A 19,447-nucleotide genomic window follows, 5' to 3' on the forward strand; every position below is an offset into this window, starting at 1 on the left:
GGAGAACGTACAGAACCGGCCTAACCTGTACGAATGGGTGAGGACGTACGGGTGCGGGCCGTGGTCGCGCTGGCACAGGCGATGGCGGCCGCGCACACCCCGCGCGAGAGCTGGCGGGCAGCGGCACTGGGGGCGCGGGACGCCCTCGGCGGCAGCTTCGCGGCGCTCTCGGTCTGGGAGCGCGAGGCGGGCCGACTGCGGGTCCTGGTCAACGAGGGGGAGCGGGCGCCCGGCGAGGAGGAGTTCCCGGACGACGAGACGTACCCCGTCCACCAGTTCCCCGAGATCACCGAGTTCCTGCACGAGCGCTGGGTGGGCGGCGGCGAGCCCAACGCCTGGGTGGAGACGGCGAGCGAGCCGGGCGAGGGGTCGTCCTGCGCATCGGTGGTCGCGGGCGGCCCGGAGGGCTACTGCCACCAGCGCGTGGCCGCACTGCGCCGCCGGGGCCGGGGCTGCTGCGTGGTCGCGCCGATCGTGCTGCACGGGCGGGCGTGGGGCGAGCTGTACGTCGCCCGGCGGCCCGGGGAGACGGTGTTCGGGCGGGCGGACGCGGACTTCGCGACCGTACTGGCGTCGGTGATCGCGGCCGGGATCGTCCAGACCGAACGCCTGGAGGAGGTACGGAAACTGGCCTTTACCGACCCGCTGACCGGCCTGGCCAACCGGCGCGCCGTCGACATACGCCTCGACGAGGCACTGGAGGCGCACCGGGTGGGCGGCGCGGTGGTCAGCCTGGTCGTCTGCGACGTGAACGGGCTCAAGCGGGTCAACGACACCCTCGGCCATGCGACCGGCGACCGTCTGCTGGAACGTTTCGGTGGGGTGCTCTCGCTCTGCGGGGCGATGCTCCCCGGCACCCTGTCCGCCCGGCTCGGCGGCGACGAGTTCTGCCTGCTCTCGGTGGGCCCCGGCGCCGATGAAGTGGTCGCCGTGGCGGACGAACTGTGCCTGCGGGCCCTGGAGTTGGAGTACGGGGACGGGGTCGCGTGCGGCGTCGCCTCGACGGGCGACCCGATCGGCGAGGTCACCTCCGCACGCCGGCTGTTCCGCCTGGCGGACGCGGCCCAGTACCGCGCGAAGGCGGCCCGCTCGCGCAAGCCGGTGGTGGCGGGCCGGGACGGGGCGGTGCTGCCGCTGGCGGAGTCGGGGGGCAAGAGCGTGACGGGGGAGCGGAGGCGGTTCAGGGGGGCGGGGCGGGGGCCGCGGAACTGAGGGGGCGGGAGGGGCCGGAAAGGTGGCTCAGAGGTGTCCGCGGAGGGCCTCCGAGGAGGGCTGGGCGGCCTGCTGACGTGGTCGGTGCCCGACGCCGGAGGCCTGGGCAGGGCACTCGCGCGGGGGTCGGCAGAGGGGCTCCCAGGGATTCGCCCGACGGCCGCCACAACCCACCTGACCTGGTCTTTCGCCTCCCTCGCGGATAAAATTCGGGCATCAACGGAACACCTGCTTGGGGGCCTCTGTGGACCGTGTTCATGACCGTGACATCCGTACCGTCGACGACGTGCTCGACCTGATGGACGGCCTGTTCGCGAAGGAGGCGGACCGGTGGACGGGGGAGGCCTCCGGGTGGTGGGACGGCTTCTACGCGGACCGCGACAAGGGGATTCCGTTCTTCGTCGCGAAACCGGACGAGAATCTGGCGTCGTACCTGGAACGCGGGCTGATCCCCCCGCACGGCCGCGCCCTCGACCTGGGGTGCGGGCCGGGGCGCAACGCGCTGCACCTCGCCGCCGCCGGTTACCAGGTGGATGCCGTCGACCTGTCCCCGGCGGCCATCGCGTGGGCCGAGGAGCGGGCGGCGGAAGCGGGCCCCGGGGTGCGCGACCGGATCCGCTTCTACTGCGGTGACGCCTTCACACTCGAAGCCGGCAGCTCCGGCAGCTCTGACGACTCCGGCGACTTCGGCCCGTACGACCTCATCCACGACTCCGGCTGCTTCCACCACCTGCCCCCGCACCGCCGCGTCAGCCATCTCGCCCTGGTGGAGCGGATGTTGGCGCCCGGCGGGCACTTCTCCCTCGCCTGTTTCGCGGCGGGCGAGGGCGGCATGGGCTGCGAGCTGCCCGACGCCGAGCTGTACGGGCAGGGAGCGCCGCACCTGCACGGCGGACTCGCGTACACCCCGGAAGCCCTGCGCCGGATATTCGGCGCAGAGCCCGGACTTGAGGAGATCGAGCTGCGCCGGATGCGCGACGAGCCCGACGGTTCGGCGTACTTCGGCGAGAGCTTCCTGTGGACGGCGTTGTTCCGCCGTGGCTGAGTTCTCGTACGAGCAGGTGGGCGCGACCCGCGACGACCAGTACGCCTGCGCCGAGGGGTTCCGGCCGCTGCGGGTGCGGACCCGGCTGGGGGAGGGGGAACGGGTCCAACGGGAGGCGGGGCGCGCCGTGCTGGAGTGGCGGATGCATCGGGACGTCGGGGTCTCGATCGACGCGGAGGCGGCCGTCGCCGCGCCCGGGGTCGGGGTGGTCGTCGGGCTCGGTGCGGGGCGCCGGCGGATCGAGGCGCCCTGCCGGGTGGTGTGGGCGGTGGACGAGGAGCGGCGGGCCGGGTTCGCGTACGGGACCCTGCCCGGGCATCCCGAGTGCGGCGAGGAGGCGTTCCTCGTGGAGACGGCCGACGACGGCAGCGTGTGGCTGACGGTGTACGCCTTCAGCCGGGCGGTGGCCTGGTACGCCCGGGCCGCGGGGCCGTTCGCCAGGGTGCTCCAGCGGGCGTACGCACGGCGGTGCGGGCGGGTGCTGCGGCGGCTGGTTCAGGGCGGCGAAGGGGCGTCCCGGCGGAGCACGACGTAAGTGCCGGCCGCGTACACCTGGTGGAAGCCGGGGCGGGTCCGGGCGGCCGGGGTGCCGGAGAACGTGGTCTCCGTCGTGTCCAGGACCATCCAGTCGACCCGGGCGCCCGGACGCCCCGGTACGTGCAGGAACACCGTGGTGCGGTCGGTGAGTTGGGGCGCGAGACGGTTGGATGCGGCGACCCGGGCGCCGTCCGGCACCAGGGCGACGGCCTGGCGGGCTGCCGCCGCCGAGGGGGTGTCCCGCCAGAAGGAGGGGCGTGCGACTTCGGCGAGCGGCAGCGCGGTGGCCAGCAGGGCGGCCACGGTCACGACTGCCGTACGGAGATGGGGAACAGGGGGCCGCTTTCGGTCCATGCGGTCCAGGCCGTCGATCAGGGCGAAGAAGAGGATCGGCATCAGGACCGCCGAATAGTGGTGGTCGGTGGTCCAGTACATCGGGTTCGCCGAGCCGAACCGCCAGGCCAGGGTGGGGAGTACGAGCAGCAGCAGCGGGCTGCGCAGGGCGACGAACAGGGTCGGCAGCAGCAGGACGAGGAGGGTGTTCGCCTTGGTGTCCAGGCCTGCGGGGAGGCCCGGTGCCCCCGAGCCGACGCCCGCCGTGGCCAGGTAGGTGTAGGTGCCGCTCGGGTTGAAGTGCGGGAGGACGACGAGCACGGCGAGTGCCGTAGCCGCCGGACCCAGTACGCACAGGGCCAGGCCCGCCCGCCGGTCGCGGCGCAGCAGGAGCAGCCCGAGCACGAGGACCGTGGCACCGAGGTCCTCCTTGACCAGCACCAGCCCGGCCGCCCACGCCGCGCACGCCCGCCACCTGCCCGCGCGGTACGCGGACAGGGACAGCGCGAGGAGCGGCAGTGCGAAGGCGACCTCGTGGAAGTCGAAACCGATCATCTTCTGCACGCCCCAGCAGAGCGCGTACGCGACCCCGATCCGGCGCCCGCCGGCCCGCGTGACCACGTACACCGACCAGGCCGCCAGGGCCGCCTGGGCCAGCAGCAGGGTCTCGATGTGCGGGGCGATGCGGTAGAGCGGGGCGAGGGTGGCCAGGACCGGGTGGAAGTGGTCGCCGAGGAGCGGGAAGGGGGTGTCCTGGTCGGGCCCGGAGGACGCCCGGATCGCGGAGGAGGGCAACTCGAACTCGGCGTAGGCGCGCACCGCCTGGCCGAAGATGCCGAGGTCGTAGCCGGTCGTACGGAAGCGGGCGTGGAGCTGGAGCGCGTAGGCGGCGTACACGGCGAAGGCGAGGGCGGCGGTGAGGGCGGCGGCGCGGCGGGAGGCGCGGGGTGGACGGTGGGCGGCCGGGGCCGGGGCCGGGGCGGCTGTGGTGCGGGGCAGGGTGGCGGACATCGGGGGAGCGTGGCTGCCGCCCGCTGAGATGACCCTGAAGCTCCCTGAAGATCCCTTCAGGGAAGATCCGCCGCCGTATGAATACTGAGCAGCATGAGACTGCTGGTGGTGGAGGACGAGGAGCGGCTCGCCGCGTCCCTGAAACGGGGCCTGAGCGCGGCCGGTTACGCGGTCGACGTCGTGCACGACGGCCTCGACGGGCTGTGGCACGCCACCGAGCACCCGTACAGCGCGATCGTCCTGGACATCATGCTGCCCGGCCTCAACGGCTACCGGGTCTGCGAGCGGCTCCGCCGGGCCGGGAACGACACCCCGATCCTGATGCTCACCGCGAAGAACGGCGAGTACGACGAGGCGGAGGCGCTCGACACGGGCGCCGACGACTACCTGGCGAAGCCCTTCTCGTACGTGGTGCTGGAGGCGAGGCTGCGCGCCCTCCTGCGCAGGGGCGGCGCCCGCCGCCGGACGGTGTTGCGCCTGGGCGACCTGTGGCTGGACCCGGCGGCCAGGGAGTGCGGCCGGGGCGAGACCCGAATACCCCTGACGGGCAAGGAGTTCGCGGTACTGGAGTGCCTGGCGCGACGCTCGGGGGAGGTGGTGCCGAAGGTGGACGTGGTCGACGAGGTGTGGGACGCGTCGTACGACGGGGACCTCAACATCGTCGAGGTGTACGTGAGCGCGCTGCGCAAGAAGATCGACGTGCCGTTTGGGCGGGCGGCGATCGAGACGGTGCGGGGTGGGGGGTATCGGGTGGGGAGTGATGGTGGCTGAGGGGGGCGGTGCCACGGAGGGTGGTTCCGTCCGGACGGGCGCGCGTACCGCTGCGCTCCGGCTCCGCGTCACCTGGGTGGCAGGGCTGGCCGCCGCTCTGGTGGGGGGACTGATGACGACCGCGTGGGTCGTTGCTGATCAGGTGGCGCCCCAGGGGCAGCGTGCGCAGCTCAATCCGTTCGAGCCGACCCGGCTTTCGTCGGTCGTCGACGGGCTGCTGACGTTCGGCGTGCCGGTCGGCGTGTTGCTCGTCGCCGCCGCCATGTGGTTCGTGGCCCGGCGGTGGCTGGTGGTGCTGACCGTGTCCGGTGTCACCGCCACGCTGCTCTGGGCGCACGCGATCTGGGCGCAGCACCTCAACCAGCAGGCCCCCGAGGAGACCGCCAGTGCGGCGTTGCGGGCAGGGTACGGGTTCGCCGTTCCCGTGACCGCGCTTGTCGTCGGGTTCACCGCCTGGGTGGTCGTCGAGCCGCTGGGCCGTACGGTGCCCTGGCAGCGCGGCTCCCGACTGGTCCCCGCCGTCTTCGGTGCGATGCTCGTCGCTGCCGGGGTGACGTGGGGTTTCGTACGCCCGTGGAACCGGCTCCCCGACTACGACAACGGCAGCTTCCTGTGGCTACTCATCGTCGGTGTCACCCTCCTCTTCGTCGGCACGGGCTGGGTCGCCGCCCGCCTCACCCTCCGCCCCATCGAGGCGATGCGCGCCGAACTCGCCGACATCACCGCCCGTTCCCTGGACCGCCGCGTTCCGGTGCCCGCCTTCGGCGGCGTACCGCAGCAACTCGCCCGTACCCTCAACGCCACACTCGACCGGCTCCAGTCCGCCGCCGACAGGCAGGCCCGCTTCGTAGCCGACGCCTCGCACGAACTCCGCAGCCCCATCGCCAGCCTGCGCACCTCGCTGGAGTCCTCGCTCACCCACCCCGACGGCGTGGACTGGCCGCACACCGTGCGCGGCACCCTCGACGACGTCGGGCGCATCCAGCACCTCACCGACGACCTGCTGCTGCTCACCCGGATCGACGGGCCCGCGCCCAACGCCGATGAGCAGGTACAACTCGCAGATCTGGCAGGTGACTTGGTCGAGGAGCTTCGTCACCTGCGCCGCAACAGCTCCCTGCGAGTCAGCAGTACGGCACCCGCCGACCTGCCCCCGCTGACCGGCAGCCCCCTCCGGTTGGAACGGCTGCTGCGCAACCTCCTGGAGAACGCCTGCCGACACGCCCGCACCGAGGTGGAGATCGTGCTGAGCGTGGACGGGGCGGGCGAGACCGTCCGCGTCGAGGTGCGGGACGACGGCCCCGGCATCCCGCCCGCCGACCGCGAGCGCGTCTTCGAGCGCTTCACCCGGCTCGACGACTCCCGCACCCGGGCCGACGGCGGGGGAGCGGGACTCGGGCTCGCCATCGCGCGCGAGATCGCGGTGCGGCAGGGCGGATCGCTGTACGTGGCGGACGGCGAGGGGCCCGGTGCGGTGCTGGTCGCGGAGTTCCCGGTCGTACGGGGAGAAGAGGGCCCCCTGGGTGACGACCCGGGTGACGAGGCCCCGGCGGGGCGCCCTCCTCGTACGGTGAACTGGATGGTGGGGGCGGCGGTGGCCCTGGTGGTGCCACTGCTCGCGGTGGCCTTCGCACTGTCGGTGCGGGGGGCCTGGCCGCCTGACGAGATCGTGCCTTCGGCGGTCCCCGCGCCGGTCGACAGCGGGGGGTGGCAGGCACCCGTCGACGCGCTGACGGCGGCGACCACCCAGCTCGTGGACGGGAATCTGACCGCCGACCTTTCGCTCTACGCACCGGCCCGCACCGAGTTGGAGGCCTGGATCCAGCTGGCGGCGATCCAGGATGCCTGGCCCGCGGCCATGCCCGGGGGCGCGGTGCGCACGCCGGGCGCCAAGCTGCCCCACCCCCTGGGCAGCACCCTTTTCGTCGTCCGGCAGAACCCCGAGGCAACCCCCTTCGCGTTCGGCGCGCTGCCCGCCCAAGGCCAGGGCGAGACCAGGACCGCCGGGGTCAAAGTCCCTGCCCCGGACGGCGGGACCGCCGAATTCGTCGTCGGCTGGGCGCCTCCTTCGGTCGGCGCCATCGCCTACCGGTGGTCCGACGGGACGGTGGACCGGCCGGAATTGCGCAAGGTGCCCGGATCCGATCGCCTGTGGTTCCTCGTGCAGGGTCCGTCCGGTGCCCACTCGCAGGGCTACGACCTCTACTCCCTCACCGACCGCCACACCGTCGGCAACCGGTAAGGGGCCAACCCGCCCACCACTAGTGACAGCCAAGCATTCAAACCGTAGGCTCCTGAATATGGATATGCACACTGCCGCCCCCGCTGCACCGGCCGTCTCCACCGTCCTCCTCGGTACCTCCGGCACCACCGTCGAGGACGTCATCGCCGTCGCCCGGGGCAACGCCCGTATCGAGATCTCCGCCGAAGCCGTCGCCGCGCTCTCCGCCGCGCGCGAGATCGTGGACGCGCTGGCCGCCAAGCCGGAGCCGGTGTACGGCGTCTCGACCGGGTTCGGGGCGCTCGCCACCCGGCACATCGGGCACGAGCTCCGCGCCCAGCTGCAGCGCAACATCGTGCGTTCGCACGCGGCCGGCATGGGGCCGCGCGTGGAGCGCGAGGTGGTGCGGGCGCTGATGTTCCTGCGGCTGAAGACCGTGGCGTCCGGGCACACCGGCGTACGGCCCGAGGTCGCGCAGACCATGGCGGACGTGCTGAACGCCGGGATCACGCCGGTGGTGCACGAGTTCGGGTCGCTCGGGTGTTCCGGCGACCTCGCACCGCTGTCGCACTGCGCGCTGGCGCTGATGGGGGAGGGCGACGCCGAGGGTCCCGACGGGACCGTCCGCCCCGCCGGCGAGCTGCTCGCCGAGCACGGCATCGCCCCCGTCGAGCTCAAGGAGAAGGAGGGGCTCGCCCTCCTCAACGGCACCGACGGCATGCTCGGCATGCTGATCATGGCCATCGCCGACCTGAAGCGGCTCTACACCTCCGCCGACATCACCGCCGCGCTGAGCCTCGAAGCCCTCCTCGGTACGGAGAAGGTGCTCGCGCCCGAGCTGCACGTCATCCGCCCGCACCCGGGCCAGGGCGCCTCGGCCGACAACATGCTGCGGGTGCTGGCCGGTTCGGAGCTGACCGGGCACCACCAGGACGACGCGCCGCGCGTCCAGGACGCGTACTCGGTGCGCTGTGCGCCGCAGGTCGCGGGTGCCGGCCGGGACACCATCTCGTACGCGATCACCGTCGCGGAGCGGGAGCTGGCGGCCGCCGTCGACAACCCGGTGGTGCTGCCCGACGGCCGCGTGGAGTCCAACGGCAACTTCCACGGCGCGCCGGTCGCGTACGTCCTGGACTTCCTCGCCATCGCCGCCGCCGACCTCGGCTCGATCGCCGAGCGCCGCACGGACCGGCTGCTGGACAAGAACCGCAGCCACGGGCTCCCGGCCTTCCTGGCCGACGACGCCGGTGTGGACTCCGGGCTCATGATCGCCCAGTACACCCAGGCCGCCCTGGTCAGCGAGATGAAGCGGCTCGCCAATCCGGCCTCCGTCGACTCCATCCCGTCCTCCGCGATGCAGGAGGACCACGTCTCGATGGGCTGGTCGGCGGCGCGCAAGCTGCGCACCACCATCGACAACCTCACCCGCATCGTCGCCGTCGAGCTGTACGCGGCCACGCGCGGCATCGAACTGCGCCACGGGCTGACCCCGGCACCCGCCTCGCAGGCCGTCATCGCGGCGGTCCGCGCGGCGGGCGTACAGGGCCCGGGCCCGGACCGCTTCCTGGCGCCGGACCTGGCGGCGGCGGACGCGTTCGTACGCAGTGGGGCGCTGGTCTCGGCTGTGGAGCCGGTGACGGGCGCGCTGGCGTAGTCAGCACGGCACCACCGAAGGGGCGTCCGGCGTAGTCAGCCGGGCGCCCCTTCCGCATGCTCACCCCGACAGCGCTTTGACTTCTGACTGCCTGCAAATTACCTTCACCATGGAATTACTTCACCATGGAGGAATCGTGAGCGAGCAAGCTCCACCCCCGAAGAACACCCCCACCCGCCGCTGGCTCGGCCTCATCGCCATCGCGCTCGGCGTGGCCCTGATCGTCGTCGACACCACGATCGTCAACGTGATCGTCCCGTCCGTCATCGAGGACCTGGACATCAACTCCGGCCAGGCGCAATGGGTCCAGGAGTCGTACGCGATCGTCTTCGCGGCCCTGCTCCTGCTGGTCGGCAGGTTCGCCGACCTCGTCGGCGCCCGCCGGATCTTCCTCGCCGGCGTCGTGCTCTTCGGCGCCACCAGCGTGCTGGCCGGACTCGCGCCCAACGGCGAGCTGCTGATCGCCGCCCGCTTCCTCCAGGGCGCGAGCGGCGCGATGATCCTGCCCACCTCGCTCGCCCTGCTGAACGCCACCTTCACCGGCAAGGCCCGGGGCCAGGCCTTCGCCGTCTGGGGCTCCACCATCGGCGCGGCCTCCGCCCTCGGCCCGCTGCTCGGCGGCTGGCTGGCCGAACACACCTCCTGGCGCTGGGCGTTCGGCATCAACATCCCGCTGTCGATCCTGATCGCGGTGGGCGCGGTGCTCTATCTGGCCCCGTCCCCGCGCACCAAGGGCCGCATCGACGTCATCGGCGCGCTGCTGTCCGTCGTCAGCCTCGGACTGCTCGCGTTCGGGCTGGTGGAAGGGCGCACCTACGGGTGGTTCGCGACGACCCGGCCGCTCGACCTGTTCGGTCTCCACTGGGCGGGCGGGCCCTCGCCCGTCCTGGTCGCGCTGGTGCTGTCCGCCCTCACGATGCTCGCCTTCGTCGTCCGGCAGGTGGCTCTGACCAGGAGCGACGACCCGTCCCGCGCGCTGATGGACGTGACGCTCTTCTCGATCTCGTCCTTCCGCAACGGCAACGTGGCGACGCTGATCATCGGCCTCGGCGAGTTCGGCATCATCGCCGTACTGCCGCTGTGGCTGCAGTTCACGCTCGACTACAGCGCCGTACAGGCCGGGCTCGCGCTCGTGCCCATCGCGGTCGGCAGCTTCGTCGCGAGCGGGGCGAGCTTCGGACTGGCCGCGAAGCTGGGCTCGCTCGTCCAGCTCCGCATCGGGCTCGCCCTCGAAGTCGTCGGACTGGCCGGACTCGGGCTGATCGCCGCCACCGACAGCCCGTGGTGGACGGTGGCGCTGGTGCTCTTCCTGTACGGAATCGGCGTCGGTTTCGCCACCGCCCAGGTGACCAGCGTCGTCCTCGCCGAGATCCCCGACAGCAGCGCGGGACAGGGCTCCGGCATCCAGAGCGTCTTCCGCCAACTGGGCTCCGCGCTGGGCATCGCCGTACTGACCACGCTGTTCTTCACCACTCTGGGCAACAAACTGGACGACCGGCTGGACGGCATGGGCGGCCTGACCGCCGACCAGGCGGGCCGGCTCACCCACGCCGTCACCGACAGCGCGGGCGCCGCCATCGGCCCGCTCTCGCAGCAGCCGCAGACCGCGCCGGTCGCGGACGCCGCGCGCTGGGCGATGACCGAGGGCATCACCCTCGGCGGCTACGTCGCGGCCGGATTCCTCGTCCTCGGACTGATCGCCACCGCGCTCATCCCGTCGGTGTCCGTACGCGCCGCGGCTCCGGCCCCGGCAGAGGAGGAGCGCACCGCGGACCCGGTGGGCGGCGGCCGGTAGGTTGGCGGGGGAGAAGCGGCGCCGGTGAGCCGGTACGGGAGAGAAAGCGGAATGCCTCGATGGACGTGACGGAAGCGACGGACTCCCCGGAACCGACGGACCCGACGGACTCCTCGGAACCGATGGAACCGACGGACCCGACGGACCCCCGACCCCTCCAGCGGCGGCACGAGCAGCGGTCCGACACCCAGCGCGACCGCCTCACCGAGGGCCTGCGCGGCTACGGCGCCGACTACGAGGAGATCGGCCGCCGCTTCGCCACCTGGCTCGGCCTGCACCTCACCGACGCCAACGCGCTCGTCCAGATCCTGTACGGCGAGGAGCGCGGCAGGCCGCTCTCCCCGGCCCGCCTCAGCGAACGCATCGCCCTCTCCTCCGGCGCCACGACCGCCCTGCTCAACCGGCTGGAGAAGGCCGGACACGTCGTCCGCACCCGCGAGCACCCGGACCGCAGGATCGTCACGCTGCGCGGCAGCGAACACGTACAGCAGCTCACCGACGACTTCTTCACCCCGCTCGGCGCGCGGGTGGACGCGATGCTGTCGCGCTACTCGGCGGAGCAGCTCCAGCAGTTCGAGGTGTTCCTGGGCGATCTGCACACCACGATGAACGACTTCCTGACCGCGCTCGACGAGGAACAGCAGGAACAGCGGCCGGAGCCCTAGACGGTCCTAGCGGCCCTAGGCGGGAGCCCCGCCGCCCGCCGCGCCCCTGCGCCGGATCGAGTACGTCATGAAGCCCGCGCCGATGCCCAGGAACGCCGTACCGCCGATGAGGTAAGGGGTGGTGTCGACGCTGCCGGTGTCGGCGAGGGCGAGGTGCTGGTCCGAGGCGGAACCGGTGGCGGCGGTACCGGCCGCGGGGCCGGAGCCGACGGTCTGCGCGGAGGGCTGGTTCGGCCCGTCCGGCTTGCCGGCCGGGGAGCCGGCGGCCTGCTGCCGCAACTCCCGCGCCTGCTCCGGGGTCTCCCCGGTCGCGTTCGCCGACGGTACGAACCACAGGGCGGCCAGCAGCCCACCGGCGGCGGTGGCGGTCAGCAGCGGTCGGAGTGCGGCCACGGTATTGATCCCCCTTGAGGCACCCGCGAATTGGTCGTACGTGCCGATGCTAATGAAAGCAGCGGGTCCTGGGAAAGGGATGTGGGGATGGAACTCTTCGTTCCGCCCCAACAAAGCAACTCAAAAGCCACGCAAGGTGACTCCGCCGTCACTCCGGCGGCACCCCCGTGTCCCGCCTCCGCGGCGCGACCCCGCCCGAGCGGGGGCAAAAGGGGCGGCGTAGCGTCGGAAGGGAGAGTGACTCAGGGCGGACGCCCTCGACAGTGGCGTTGGCCACACTTTCGCGGAAAGTGGAACGGCAGCGCCCCATCGGGGGTTGTAACAGCATTGACAGGGGATCTGCGGGCCCGTCGGGGTCTTGGCGGCCGGTCGCCTGGGTACCTGGGTAGCAGCCCCCGGGGAGATCGTGGGGTATCGGCAACGATGGAGAAGCGTGTGATCACGAACAGCAAGCGGCGCAAGGGTCTGATAGCCGCGTCCGCGCTGCTCGGCGGCGTTCTGGTGCTTACGGGTTGTAGCGACGACGGCGGGAGCGGCGGCGGGAACGGCAACGCCGACAGCGCGAAGAAGTCGCAGGAGCAGGCGGACGCCGCAGCCGCCAAGGACACCTCCAAGGCCCGAATAGAGATCACCCCCAAGTCCGGTGCCACCAACGTCGGCATCAACAACGACACCAAGGTCACCGTCAAGGACGGCAAGCTCACCGAGGTCAAGCTCACCGACGCCGCCGGGAAGGCCGTCAAGGGCACCATCTCCGCCGACGGCACCAGCTGGGAGCCGGACGGCCGCCTTGAGCGCGCCACCGTCTACAAGCTCTCCGCGACCGCCGAGGACGCGGACAAGCGCTCCGCGCACGAGAACCGGTCATTCACCACCGTTTCCCCGAAGAACAGCTTCATCGGCAACTTCACGCCGGAGGACGGTTCCAAGGTCGGCGTCGGCATGCCGGTCTCGATCCGCTTCGACAAGGCCATCACCAACAAGAAGGCCGTCGAGAGCGGGATCACCGTCACCTCCAGCAGCGGCCAGGAGGTCGTCGGCCACTGGTTCGACGCCAAGCGCCTCGACTTCCGCCCCCAGGACTACTGGAAGGGCGGCTCCCAGGTCACCATGAAGCTCGCACTGGACGGCGTCGAGGGCGCCGACGGCGTGACCGGTGTCCAGGACAAGACGGTGAAGTTCACCGTGGGCCGCAACCAGGTCTCCACGGTCGACGCCAAGACCAAGCAGATGACCGTCACGCAGGACGGCAAGGTCGTCAAGACCATCCCGATCTCGGCCGGTTCGCCCGACAACCCGACGTACAACGGCAAGATGGTGATCTCCGAGAAGTTCAAGGAGACCCGGATGGACGGTGCGACGGTCGGCTTCACGGACGACGACGGCAAGGGCGAGTACGACATCAAGGACGTCCCGCACGCCATGCGGCTGTCCACGTCGGGCACCTTCATCCACGGCAACTACTGGGGCAAGGGCATCTTCGGCAACGCCAACACCAGCCACGGCTGCGTCGGCCTCCAGGACACCCAGGGCGCCAACGACCCCAACACGCCCGGCTCCTGGTTCTTCAACAACTCGATCGTCGGCGACGTCGTGATCGTGAAGAACTCCCCGGACAAGACCATCAAGCCGGACAACGGCCTCAACGGCTGGAACCTGGACTGGTCGGCCTGGAAGGCGGGCTCGGCGGCCTGAGCCCCGGCTCTCCGGCTCTCCGCACGTACGGCTGACAAGGGCGGGCGGCACCCCACTTCCCGGGGTGCCGCCCGCCCTTCGTGTCTCTGCGGTGTGTGTCTCGGCGGTGTGCCGCTACGGCTTCCAGACGAAGCGGACGTCCGGCTCCCGCTCCTCGTTGCGTGCGCCGTCCGTGCGCTCGGCCTCGGTGAAACCGTGGCGGAGGTAGAAGCGGTGGGCGCTCTCGTTCACCTGGAAGGTCCACAACTCGATCCCCGCGGGCCGCAGTTCCTTGGCCTTGGCCACGAAGAGGTCACCGAGGCCGTGGCCGCGCAGCTCGGGGGAGAGGTAGAGCTGGTCGATGCCGGCCTCGTCCAGCACCATGACGCCGACGACCGAACTTCCCGCGCCCTGCGTGTCCTCCGCGACCCACGTCTCGCAGTCCGGCACCACGACGTACCGGAACCAGTCCCGCACCCCGTCGTCGTCGTGCGCCCGCCGCACGCTCGGCAGCGCCGCGTCGTACGACCGCAGCCACACGTCCGCGGCGGCCCCGGCATCCCCGGCCACGGCCCGGCGCAACACGAACCGCGCCCCGCCGCCGTCCCCACTCCCACCACTCGCAAGATCCATCCCGCCAACCTACCTCCCGGGTAATCGACGCCCCCACCGTCCTGCGGCAGTCTTGAACCCGGCGGAACACAGCGCCACTTACCCTCCGAAATCCGGAAACGAGGACACCATGACCGCGTACGCCATCGCCCACATCGGCCCGGCCGACGGTCCGCTCCACGAGGACGTGCTCGTCTACATGGACCGCATCCAGGACACCTTCCGCCCCTTCGGGGGCCGCTTCCTCGTCCACTTCAGGCAGCACGAGGTGGTGGAGGGGAAGTGGCACGGTTCCCCGGTCCTGGTCGCCTTCCCGGACATCGAGCGGGCGCGCGGCTGGTACAAGTCGGCCGCGTACCAGGAGATCATCCCGCTGCGCACCCGCCATCTGCCCGGCGACATCATCCTGGTGGACGGCGTACCGGAGGACTACGACCCGAAGGTCACGGCGGCGCAGCTCCGCGAGATGCAGGCGTAGGACGTCAACCGGCCTCGCTGTTGCGGGAGATGAGGACCTGCACCCCGTCCAGGAGGCGTTCCACCCCGAAGGCGAAGAGGGTGTTCAGGTCGAGTTCGAACTCGTCCTGCCGGAAGAGCCCGCCGAGGATCGGATAGGCCCCGGACGCCTGGACGGCCTCCGCGCGCGGCTCGTTGGAGGCCATCCACTCCTCCCCGGTCATCCCGGTGTCCTGCCGGGCGCGGTTCTCCAGTTCGAGCGCGGCGGCCAGCCCCTGGACGTGCCCGAACAGGGTGAGGTGGACGTGCAGCATTTCGTACGGGCTGAGGTGCTGCCCGCTCAGTGCGCGCAGCACCCACTCCGTGTACCGCATCGCCTCCCGGGCGGCGGTCGGCCGGGTGAGCGAGGCCATGGCCTGGGCCATCCACGGGTGGCGCTCGTACATCTGCCACAACCAGTTGGCCGCGTACGCGAGTTGGGCACGCCAGCCGGGGAGGTCGCCGGTGCTGCGCGGGTCCTCCAGGGGGCGTTCGGCGAAGACCGCCTCCGACATGAGATGGACCAGGTCCGCCTTGCCGGGGACGTGCCGGTACAGCGCCATGGTGGACACCCCGAGGTCGGTGGCGACCCGGCGCATGGTGAGGGTGGCCAGGCCCTCGGCGTCGGCGATGGCGAGCGCGGTGCGGACGATCCGGGCGCGGGTCAGACCGCCGGTGCCGGGCGTCCTGTCGTACGGCGGGGCCGCCGCCCCCGCCGGGTCCACGACGACCGTGCCGACCCCGGGCACCGCCCGCACCAGCCCCTCCTGCGCGAGTGCGGCCAGGGCCTTGCTCGCGGTGGCCATGGCGACCCCCCACTCCTGGGTGATGCGCCGGGTGGAGGGCACCTTGTCGCCGGGGGAGAGCTCGCCGGAGGAGATCCGGCGGCGGATGTCCTCGGCGATGCGGGCGGAGGGAGTGGTGGGAGCGGTCATGCGGGCAGCGTACTCGTAGGCGGGTAGTGCACTAGTGCACCAAGGTGGTGCACCAGGCGTCAACTGGGCCAGTGGATCGGTGTACTAGGTCACTCATTGCCGAGCGACGGTGGCCCTGTTTATGTCGTACGCATGCAGCGGCGTACGCCGTACAGACACTCACTCGGGGAGTCCACCGTGACCACCGCACCGACCAGCCCGCCGCCCCTCGCGGGCCGCAGGGAATGGACCGCGCTCGGCATCCTGATGCTGCCGCTCCTCCTCGTCTCCATGGACGTCTCCGTCCTCTACTTCGCGATCCCCGCCATCAGCCAGGACCTGGCCCCGAGCGCCACCCAGCAGCTCTGGATCCTGGACGTGTACGGGTTCGTCCTGGCCGGACTGCTCATCACCATGGGCGCCCTGGGCGACCGCATCGGCCGGCGCAGGCTGCTGATGCTCGGGGCGGCCGCCTTCGGGGCGGCCTCGCTGGCGGCCGCGTACGCCTCGACCCCCGAAATGCTCATCGCCGTACGGGCGTTGCTCGGCATCGGCGGTGCCACGCTGATGCCGTCGACCCTCGCCCTGATCCGCAACCTCTTCCGCGACCCGGGCCAGCGCACCAAGGCCGTCACCCTGTGGACGACCGTCATGGCGGCGGGCATCTCGCTCGGCCCGGTCCTCAGCGGCATACTCCTCGAACACTTCTGGTGGGGCTCGCTCTTCCTGATCAACCTGCCCGCGATGGTCCTCCTGCTGGTCCTCGCACCGCTCCTGCTCCCGGAGTTCAGGAGCGCGGCGCGCGCCCGCTTCGACATCCTGAGCGCGCTGCTGTCGCTGGCCGCCGTGCTCCCCGTCGTCTACGGCATCAAGGAGACGGCCAAGGCGGGGGTCGAGCCGCTTCCGCTGCTGTACGTCGCCGTGGGCGTGGCCGTCGGCATCCTCTTCGTACGCAGGCAGCGCACCCTCGCCCACCCGATGATCGACCTCGCACTGATCCGCCGCAGGACCTTCGGCGGGGCGGTCCTGACGAACCTCCTCGGCATGTTCGCCACCGTCGGCTTCTCGGTCTTCTTCAACCAGTACCTCCAGTCGGTACGGGGAATGCAGCCGTTGGAGGCGGCACTGTGGAGCCTGGTGCCGTCGGGGGCGGCACTCCTGTGCGCCCCCGTGGGGGCGGTGCTGGCGGGCCGGTTCGACCGGGCGTACGTCATGACCGGCGGATTCCTCCTCGCGACGGCGGGCTTCGGCTGGCTGACCCAGGTCGCTGTCGACTCGCCGCTGTGGTTCGTGCTCACCGGCTGCGCGATCTACGTGGGCGGCATCGTCACGGCGATGACCCTCGCCAACGAAATGGCCCTGGGCGCCGCCCCGCCGGAGCGGGCGGGCGCGGCGGCGGCGGTCCTCGAATCGGGGACGGAGTTCGGCGGGGCGCTGGGGATGGCGATCCTGGGCAGCATCGGGGCGGCGGTCTACACGCGGGACATGGCGGAGTCGGCACCCGGCGCTTCGGAGGCGGTACGGGAGACGCTGGGCGGGGCACTCGCCGCCGCGCAGCGGCTGCCCGCCGGGGAGGCGGAGCCCTTGCTCGCCGCCGCCCGCGAGGCGTTCACGCACAGCCTCGACTACGCGGCGCTCGGCGCGGGGGTGTTCATGCTGGTGGCGGCGGGATTCGCCGTCGCGGTACTGCGGCGAAGGGAAGAACCGGGCGAACCGGCTCAACCTTCCGCACCGCTTGAGCGGTCTGGTGGGGTATGACGCGCAAGGAACGAGTGAACCCCAACAGGCGTGGCGTGCCAGTGAGTTGGGCGATCCGGGCGGTGGCGGCCGGGGCGGCGGTGACACTCGCCGCGCTGAGCGCCACCGCCGGTCCGGCGGGGGCGGCACCGCGCGCGGACACGCCTTCCGTCTCCGTGCGGTCGGCGACCGCGGAGTCCGGCCCGCGGGTGGTGTCGGTCGTACCGCTCGGGGTCCGCACCCGGGCCCAGCTCGTCGAGACGGCCCTCAAGCACGGCTTCCGGGGGACGGAGGCGGAGCTGCGGGCGGTGACGCGGTACGACGTGGCGACGTGGCGGGTGGTCTACCGGACGAGCGCTGCGGGTACCGGAACCCGCACCACTGCTTCCGGCCTTGTGGCCCTCCCCGCCGGACCTGCCGGGCCCCGGGCCGGCGCGGCGCGGCTCCCCACGGTCGTCCACACCCACGGCTCGATGACCTTCCGCGGTCGGGCCCCCTCCGTGGCCCCGCAGGGCCCGGACGGCACCACCGCGCAGGTGTACGCCGCCGGGGGCCGTGCGGTCCTCGCCCCCGACTACCTCGGTCTGGGCGAGGGCCCCGGCCGGCACCCGTTCATGGACAACGCGTCGGCCGTCTCCGCCACCCTCGACCTCCTCCGGGCGGTCCGCACCCTCCCCGGCACCGGCGCCCGCCTGTCGCCCCGTACGTACGTCACGGGCTTCTCGCAGGGCGGCCAGGTCGCGATGGCGGTGGGCGGGGCGGTGGCCGCAGGGCAGGTCCCGTACGCCCGCCTGGCAGGACTGCGCACGGGGGCGGGCCCGTACGACATCCTCAACGAGCAGCTCCCGGCGTCGGTGGAGGGCAGGGTGCCGGGCCGGAGTGCGGTCATCCTGCTCGCGTACGTGATCACCGCGCAGAACCGCCTCCACTCGCCGCCCTTCTACCGGGACCCGGCGGAGGTGTTCCGGGCGCCGTACGCGGCCAGGGTCGAGGCGCTCTTCGACGGCACGCACAAGGAGGAGGAGATCGTTCCGCAGCTCCCTGGCACGCTCGCGGAACTCTTCACGGCCACCTGGTTCGAGAACCTCCGCAACCCGAAGGGCGCGTTCCGGGACGCGATCCGGGAGATCGACACCACCTGTGCCTGGACGCCGCCGGTCCCGGTCACCCTCTACAGCGCATCGGGCGACACCGACGCCCCGATCGCCAACACGCGCAGCTGCGAACGGCAGTTGAAGCAGCGCGGAGCCGCGGTGCAGGTGACCGACCACGGCCCCGGGGTGAACCACTTCGGAGTCTTCCAGCACTCGATGCTGGACGTGGCGCGCGCCTTCCCGACGGCATAACCGGCCCGCGCACGGGCCAGATATCAGGCACCCCATTCAGCAACGACAGGGAGCCAAAGTGCACCCCGCGAGCCAGACTCCGAGCCACTCCCAGAATGACGGCGTCCAGGACGGAGGCAGCCAGGACGACGACATCCGGAATCCCGAATCCCGGCGCGCCGACCCCCGGAACGCCACCGTCCAGGTCTCCCCGGCCAGCATCCAGGACCTCCACCTGATGCGCGCCTGGGCCCAGGCCGAGGGCTGGAACCCGGGCCTGGCCGACGCCCAGCCCTTCTTCGCCGCCGACCCGACGGGCTTCCTGGTCGCGCGCCGCGAAGGCGACGAGACCCCGGTTGCCTGCATCTCCGTCATCCGCTACGGAGCGGACTTCGGCTTCCTCGGCCTCTACCTGGCCCGCCCCGACGTACGCGGCCAGGGTTACGGAATCCAGGTCTGGAACGCGGGCACGGCCCGCCTCTCCGGCCGTACGGTCGGCCTGGACGGCGTAGTGGCTCAGCAGCCCAACTACCGTAAATCCGGCTTCATTTCGGCCTGGACGAACACCCGCTACGAAGGCATCCCGGCCGGCACCGCCACGCCCCCGCCCGGCGTCACCCTCGTCGACGCCACGACGCTCCCCTTCTCCCACCTCGCCGCGTACGACCGGCACTTCTTCCCGGCCCCCCGGGAGACCTTCCTCGCGGCCTGGCTGGCCGCACCCCAGCGGCACTCCCTGGCAGCGATCCAGGACGGCCGACTGGTCGGAATGGGCACGATCCGCGCCTGCCCCGCCGCCTCCCGCATCGGCCCGTTCCACGCGGCCACCCCGGACATCGCCGCCGCCCTGCTGACGGCCCTGGCCGACAAGGCGCCGACCACCCCGATCTCCCTGGACGTACCGGACATCAACCCCGCCGCGATCCACCTCGCGGAACAACTGGGCCTGACCCCGGGCTTCGAGACGTCCCGCATGTACACGACCCCGACGCCCCCGGACTTCGACCGTACGGGCGTCTACGCGATCACCACACTGGAACTCGGCTGACCACG

At 71.9% G+C, this 19,447-nt stretch carries 17 protein-coding genes; 13 read left to right on the forward strand and 4 right to left on the reverse strand.

Annotated elements, in window-relative coordinates; translation table 11 throughout:
* Positions 1–33 precede the first annotated feature (33 nt).
* The 3 genes from ACZ5PB_RS23730 (at position 34) to ACZ5PB_RS23740 (ending at position 2,792) form a co-directional block, all read left to right on the forward strand.
* Positions 34–1,212, forward strand: coding sequence for a GGDEF domain-containing protein (locus ACZ5PB_RS23730; protein WP_468693725.1), 1,179 nt, complete (start codon positions 34–36; stop codon positions 1,210–1,212).
* 298 nt (positions 1,213–1,510) lie between these two features.
* Positions 1,511–2,257, forward strand: a complete 747-nt coding sequence (locus ACZ5PB_RS23735; protein ID WP_468693885.1) for a class I SAM-dependent methyltransferase — start codon at positions 1,511–1,513, stop codon at positions 2,255–2,257.
* Positions 2,250–2,792: a DUF1990 family protein gene (locus ACZ5PB_RS23740; protein ID WP_468693726.1), complete on the forward strand. Its 543-nt coding sequence runs from the start codon at positions 2,250–2,252 to the stop codon at positions 2,790–2,792. The genes ACZ5PB_RS23735 and ACZ5PB_RS23740 overlap by 8 nt, the downstream gene beginning before the upstream one ends.
* Here the strand turns inward: ACZ5PB_RS23740 and ACZ5PB_RS23745 are convergent.
* The gene (locus tag ACZ5PB_RS23745) at positions 2,753–4,138 is read right to left on the reverse strand and encodes a DUF2079 domain-containing protein (protein ID WP_468693727.1); all 1,386 of its coding nucleotides are present in this window, start codon (positions 4,136–4,138) and stop codon (positions 2,753–2,755) included. The genes ACZ5PB_RS23740 and ACZ5PB_RS23745 overlap by 40 nt on opposite strands.
* 93 nt (positions 4,139–4,231) lie before the next feature.
* On the opposite strand from ACZ5PB_RS23745, the gene ACZ5PB_RS23750 reads away from it, so the two are divergent.
* The 5 genes from ACZ5PB_RS23750 to ACZ5PB_RS23770 all read left to right on the forward strand — a co-directional run bounded on the left by ACZ5PB_RS23750 (position 4,232) and on the right by ACZ5PB_RS23770 (position 11,244).
* Positions 4,232–4,909: a response regulator gene (locus tag ACZ5PB_RS23750; RefSeq protein ID WP_468693728.1), complete on the forward strand. Its 678-nt coding sequence runs from the start codon at positions 4,232–4,234 to the stop codon at positions 4,907–4,909.
* Between the two features lie 112 nt (positions 4,910–5,021).
* Positions 5,022–7,151, forward strand: coding sequence for an ATP-binding protein (locus ACZ5PB_RS23755; protein WP_468693729.1), 2,130 nt, complete (start codon positions 5,022–5,024; stop codon positions 7,149–7,151).
* A 64-nt stretch (positions 7,152–7,215) separates the two neighbouring features.
* Positions 7,216–8,784 carry a histidine ammonia-lyase gene (hutH, locus tag ACZ5PB_RS23760; RefSeq protein WP_468693886.1) on the forward strand — a complete coding sequence of 523 codons (1,569 nt, stop codon included), beginning with the start codon at positions 7,216–7,218 and terminating at the stop codon, positions 8,782–8,784.
* A gap of 109 nt (positions 8,785–8,893) precedes the next feature.
* The gene (locus ACZ5PB_RS23765) at positions 8,894–10,579 is read left to right on the forward strand and encodes a DHA2 family efflux MFS transporter permease subunit (RefSeq protein WP_468693730.1); all 1,686 of its coding nucleotides are present in this window, start codon (positions 8,894–8,896) and stop codon (positions 10,577–10,579) included.
* A gap of 59 nt (positions 10,580–10,638) precedes the next feature.
* Positions 10,639–11,244: a MarR family winged helix-turn-helix transcriptional regulator gene (locus ACZ5PB_RS23770; RefSeq protein WP_468693731.1), complete on the forward strand. Its 606-nt coding sequence runs from the start codon at positions 10,639–10,641 to the stop codon at positions 11,242–11,244.
* Between the two features lie 15 nt (positions 11,245–11,259).
* On the opposite strand, the gene ACZ5PB_RS23775 is transcribed toward ACZ5PB_RS23770, so the two are convergent.
* Positions 11,260–11,637, reverse strand: coding sequence for a hypothetical protein (locus ACZ5PB_RS23775; protein ID WP_468693732.1), 378 nt, complete (start codon positions 11,635–11,637; stop codon positions 11,260–11,262).
* Between the two features lie 423 nt (positions 11,638–12,060).
* Here ACZ5PB_RS23775 and ACZ5PB_RS23780 point away from each other — a divergent pair, with 423 nt between their 5' ends.
* A complete protein-coding gene (locus ACZ5PB_RS23780) occupies positions 12,061–13,332 on the forward strand; it encodes a L,D-transpeptidase (protein WP_468693733.1) in 1,272 nt (423 codons plus the stop codon).
* Between the two features lie 114 nt (positions 13,333–13,446).
* Here the strand turns inward: ACZ5PB_RS23780 and ACZ5PB_RS23785 are convergent, their stop codons facing one another.
* Positions 13,447–13,944, reverse strand: a complete 498-nt coding sequence (locus ACZ5PB_RS23785; RefSeq protein ID WP_468693734.1) for a GNAT family N-acetyltransferase — start codon at positions 13,942–13,944, stop codon at positions 13,447–13,449.
* Between the two features lie 109 nt (positions 13,945–14,053).
* On the opposite strand from ACZ5PB_RS23785, the gene ACZ5PB_RS23790 reads away from it, so the two are divergent.
* The gene (locus tag ACZ5PB_RS23790) at positions 14,054–14,401 is read left to right on the forward strand and encodes a DUF1330 domain-containing protein (RefSeq protein WP_468693735.1); all 348 of its coding nucleotides are present in this window, start codon (positions 14,054–14,056) and stop codon (positions 14,399–14,401) included.
* Between the two features lie 4 nt (positions 14,402–14,405).
* Here ACZ5PB_RS23790 and ACZ5PB_RS23795 read toward each other — a convergent pair whose 3' ends face one another.
* Complete coding sequence (locus ACZ5PB_RS23795) at positions 14,406–15,353, reverse strand: GntR family transcriptional regulator (RefSeq protein ID WP_468693736.1); 948 nt, start codon at positions 15,351–15,353, stop codon at positions 14,406–14,408.
* A 246-nt stretch (positions 15,354–15,599) separates the two neighbouring features.
* Between ACZ5PB_RS23795 and ACZ5PB_RS23800 the strand changes: the two genes are divergently transcribed.
* From ACZ5PB_RS23800 to ACZ5PB_RS23810, 3 genes are all read left to right on the forward strand, one after another.
* Positions 15,600–17,090, forward strand: coding sequence for an MFS transporter (locus ACZ5PB_RS23800; RefSeq protein ID WP_468693887.1), 1,491 nt, complete (start codon positions 15,600–15,602; stop codon positions 17,088–17,090).
* A 14-nt stretch (positions 17,091–17,104) separates the two neighbouring features.
* Complete coding sequence (locus ACZ5PB_RS23805; RefSeq protein WP_468693737.1) at positions 17,105–18,415, forward strand: alpha/beta hydrolase family protein; 1,311 nt, start codon at positions 17,105–17,107, stop codon at positions 18,413–18,415.
* Positions 18,416–18,632: 217 nt separating this feature from the next.
* Entirely contained in the window at positions 18,633–19,442 is an 810-nt protein-coding gene (locus ACZ5PB_RS23810) for a GNAT family N-acetyltransferase (protein WP_468693888.1), read from the forward strand.
* Positions 19,443–19,447: the final 5 nt, after the last annotated feature.

The sequence above is a fragment of the Streptomyces sp. NPDC032721 genome, assembly GCF_055579625.1.

What these genes read in the sequence shown, in the direction of transcription:
- ACZ5PB_RS23730 (WP_468693725.1), top strand. Translation starts at nt 34, where the DNA reads ATGGGTGAGGACGTACGGGTGCGGGCCGTGGTCGCGCTGGCACAGGCG.
- ACZ5PB_RS23735 (WP_468693885.1), top strand. Translation starts at nt 1,511, where the DNA reads ATGGACGGCCTGTTCGCGAAGGAGGCGGACCGGTGGACGGGGGAGGCC.
- ACZ5PB_RS23745 (WP_468693727.1), bottom strand. Translation starts at nt 4,138, where the DNA reads ATGTCCGCCACCCTGCCCCGCACCACAGCCGCCCCGGCCCCGGCCCCG.
- ACZ5PB_RS23750 (WP_468693728.1), top strand. Translation starts at nt 4,232, where the DNA reads ATGAGACTGCTGGTGGTGGAGGACGAGGAGCGGCTCGCCGCGTCCCTG.
- ACZ5PB_RS23755 (WP_468693729.1), top strand. Translation starts at nt 5,022, where the DNA reads ATGACGACCGCGTGGGTCGTTGCTGATCAGGTGGCGCCCCAGGGGCAG.
- hutH (WP_468693886.1), top strand. Translation starts at nt 7,216, where the DNA reads ATGCACACTGCCGCCCCCGCTGCACCGGCCGTCTCCACCGTCCTCCTC.
- ACZ5PB_RS23765 (WP_468693730.1), top strand. Translation starts at nt 8,894, where the DNA reads ATGGAATTACTTCACCATGGAGGAATCGTGAGCGAGCAAGCTCCACCC.
- ACZ5PB_RS23770 (WP_468693731.1), top strand. Translation starts at nt 10,639, where the DNA reads ATGGACGTGACGGAAGCGACGGACTCCCCGGAACCGACGGACCCGACG.
- ACZ5PB_RS23780 (WP_468693733.1), top strand. Translation starts at nt 12,061, where the DNA reads ATGGAGAAGCGTGTGATCACGAACAGCAAGCGGCGCAAGGGTCTGATA.
- ACZ5PB_RS23785 (WP_468693734.1), bottom strand. Translation starts at nt 13,944, where the DNA reads ATGGATCTTGCGAGTGGTGGGAGTGGGGACGGCGGCGGGGCGCGGTTC.
- ACZ5PB_RS23790 (WP_468693735.1), top strand. Translation starts at nt 14,054, where the DNA reads ATGACCGCGTACGCCATCGCCCACATCGGCCCGGCCGACGGTCCGCTC.
- ACZ5PB_RS23795 (WP_468693736.1), bottom strand. Translation starts at nt 15,353, where the DNA reads ATGACCGCTCCCACCACTCCCTCCGCCCGCATCGCCGAGGACATCCGC.
- ACZ5PB_RS23800 (WP_468693887.1), top strand. Translation starts at nt 15,600, where the DNA reads ATGCTGCCGCTCCTCCTCGTCTCCATGGACGTCTCCGTCCTCTACTTC.
- ACZ5PB_RS23810 (WP_468693888.1), top strand. Translation starts at nt 18,633, where the DNA reads ATGCGCGCCTGGGCCCAGGCCGAGGGCTGGAACCCGGGCCTGGCCGAC.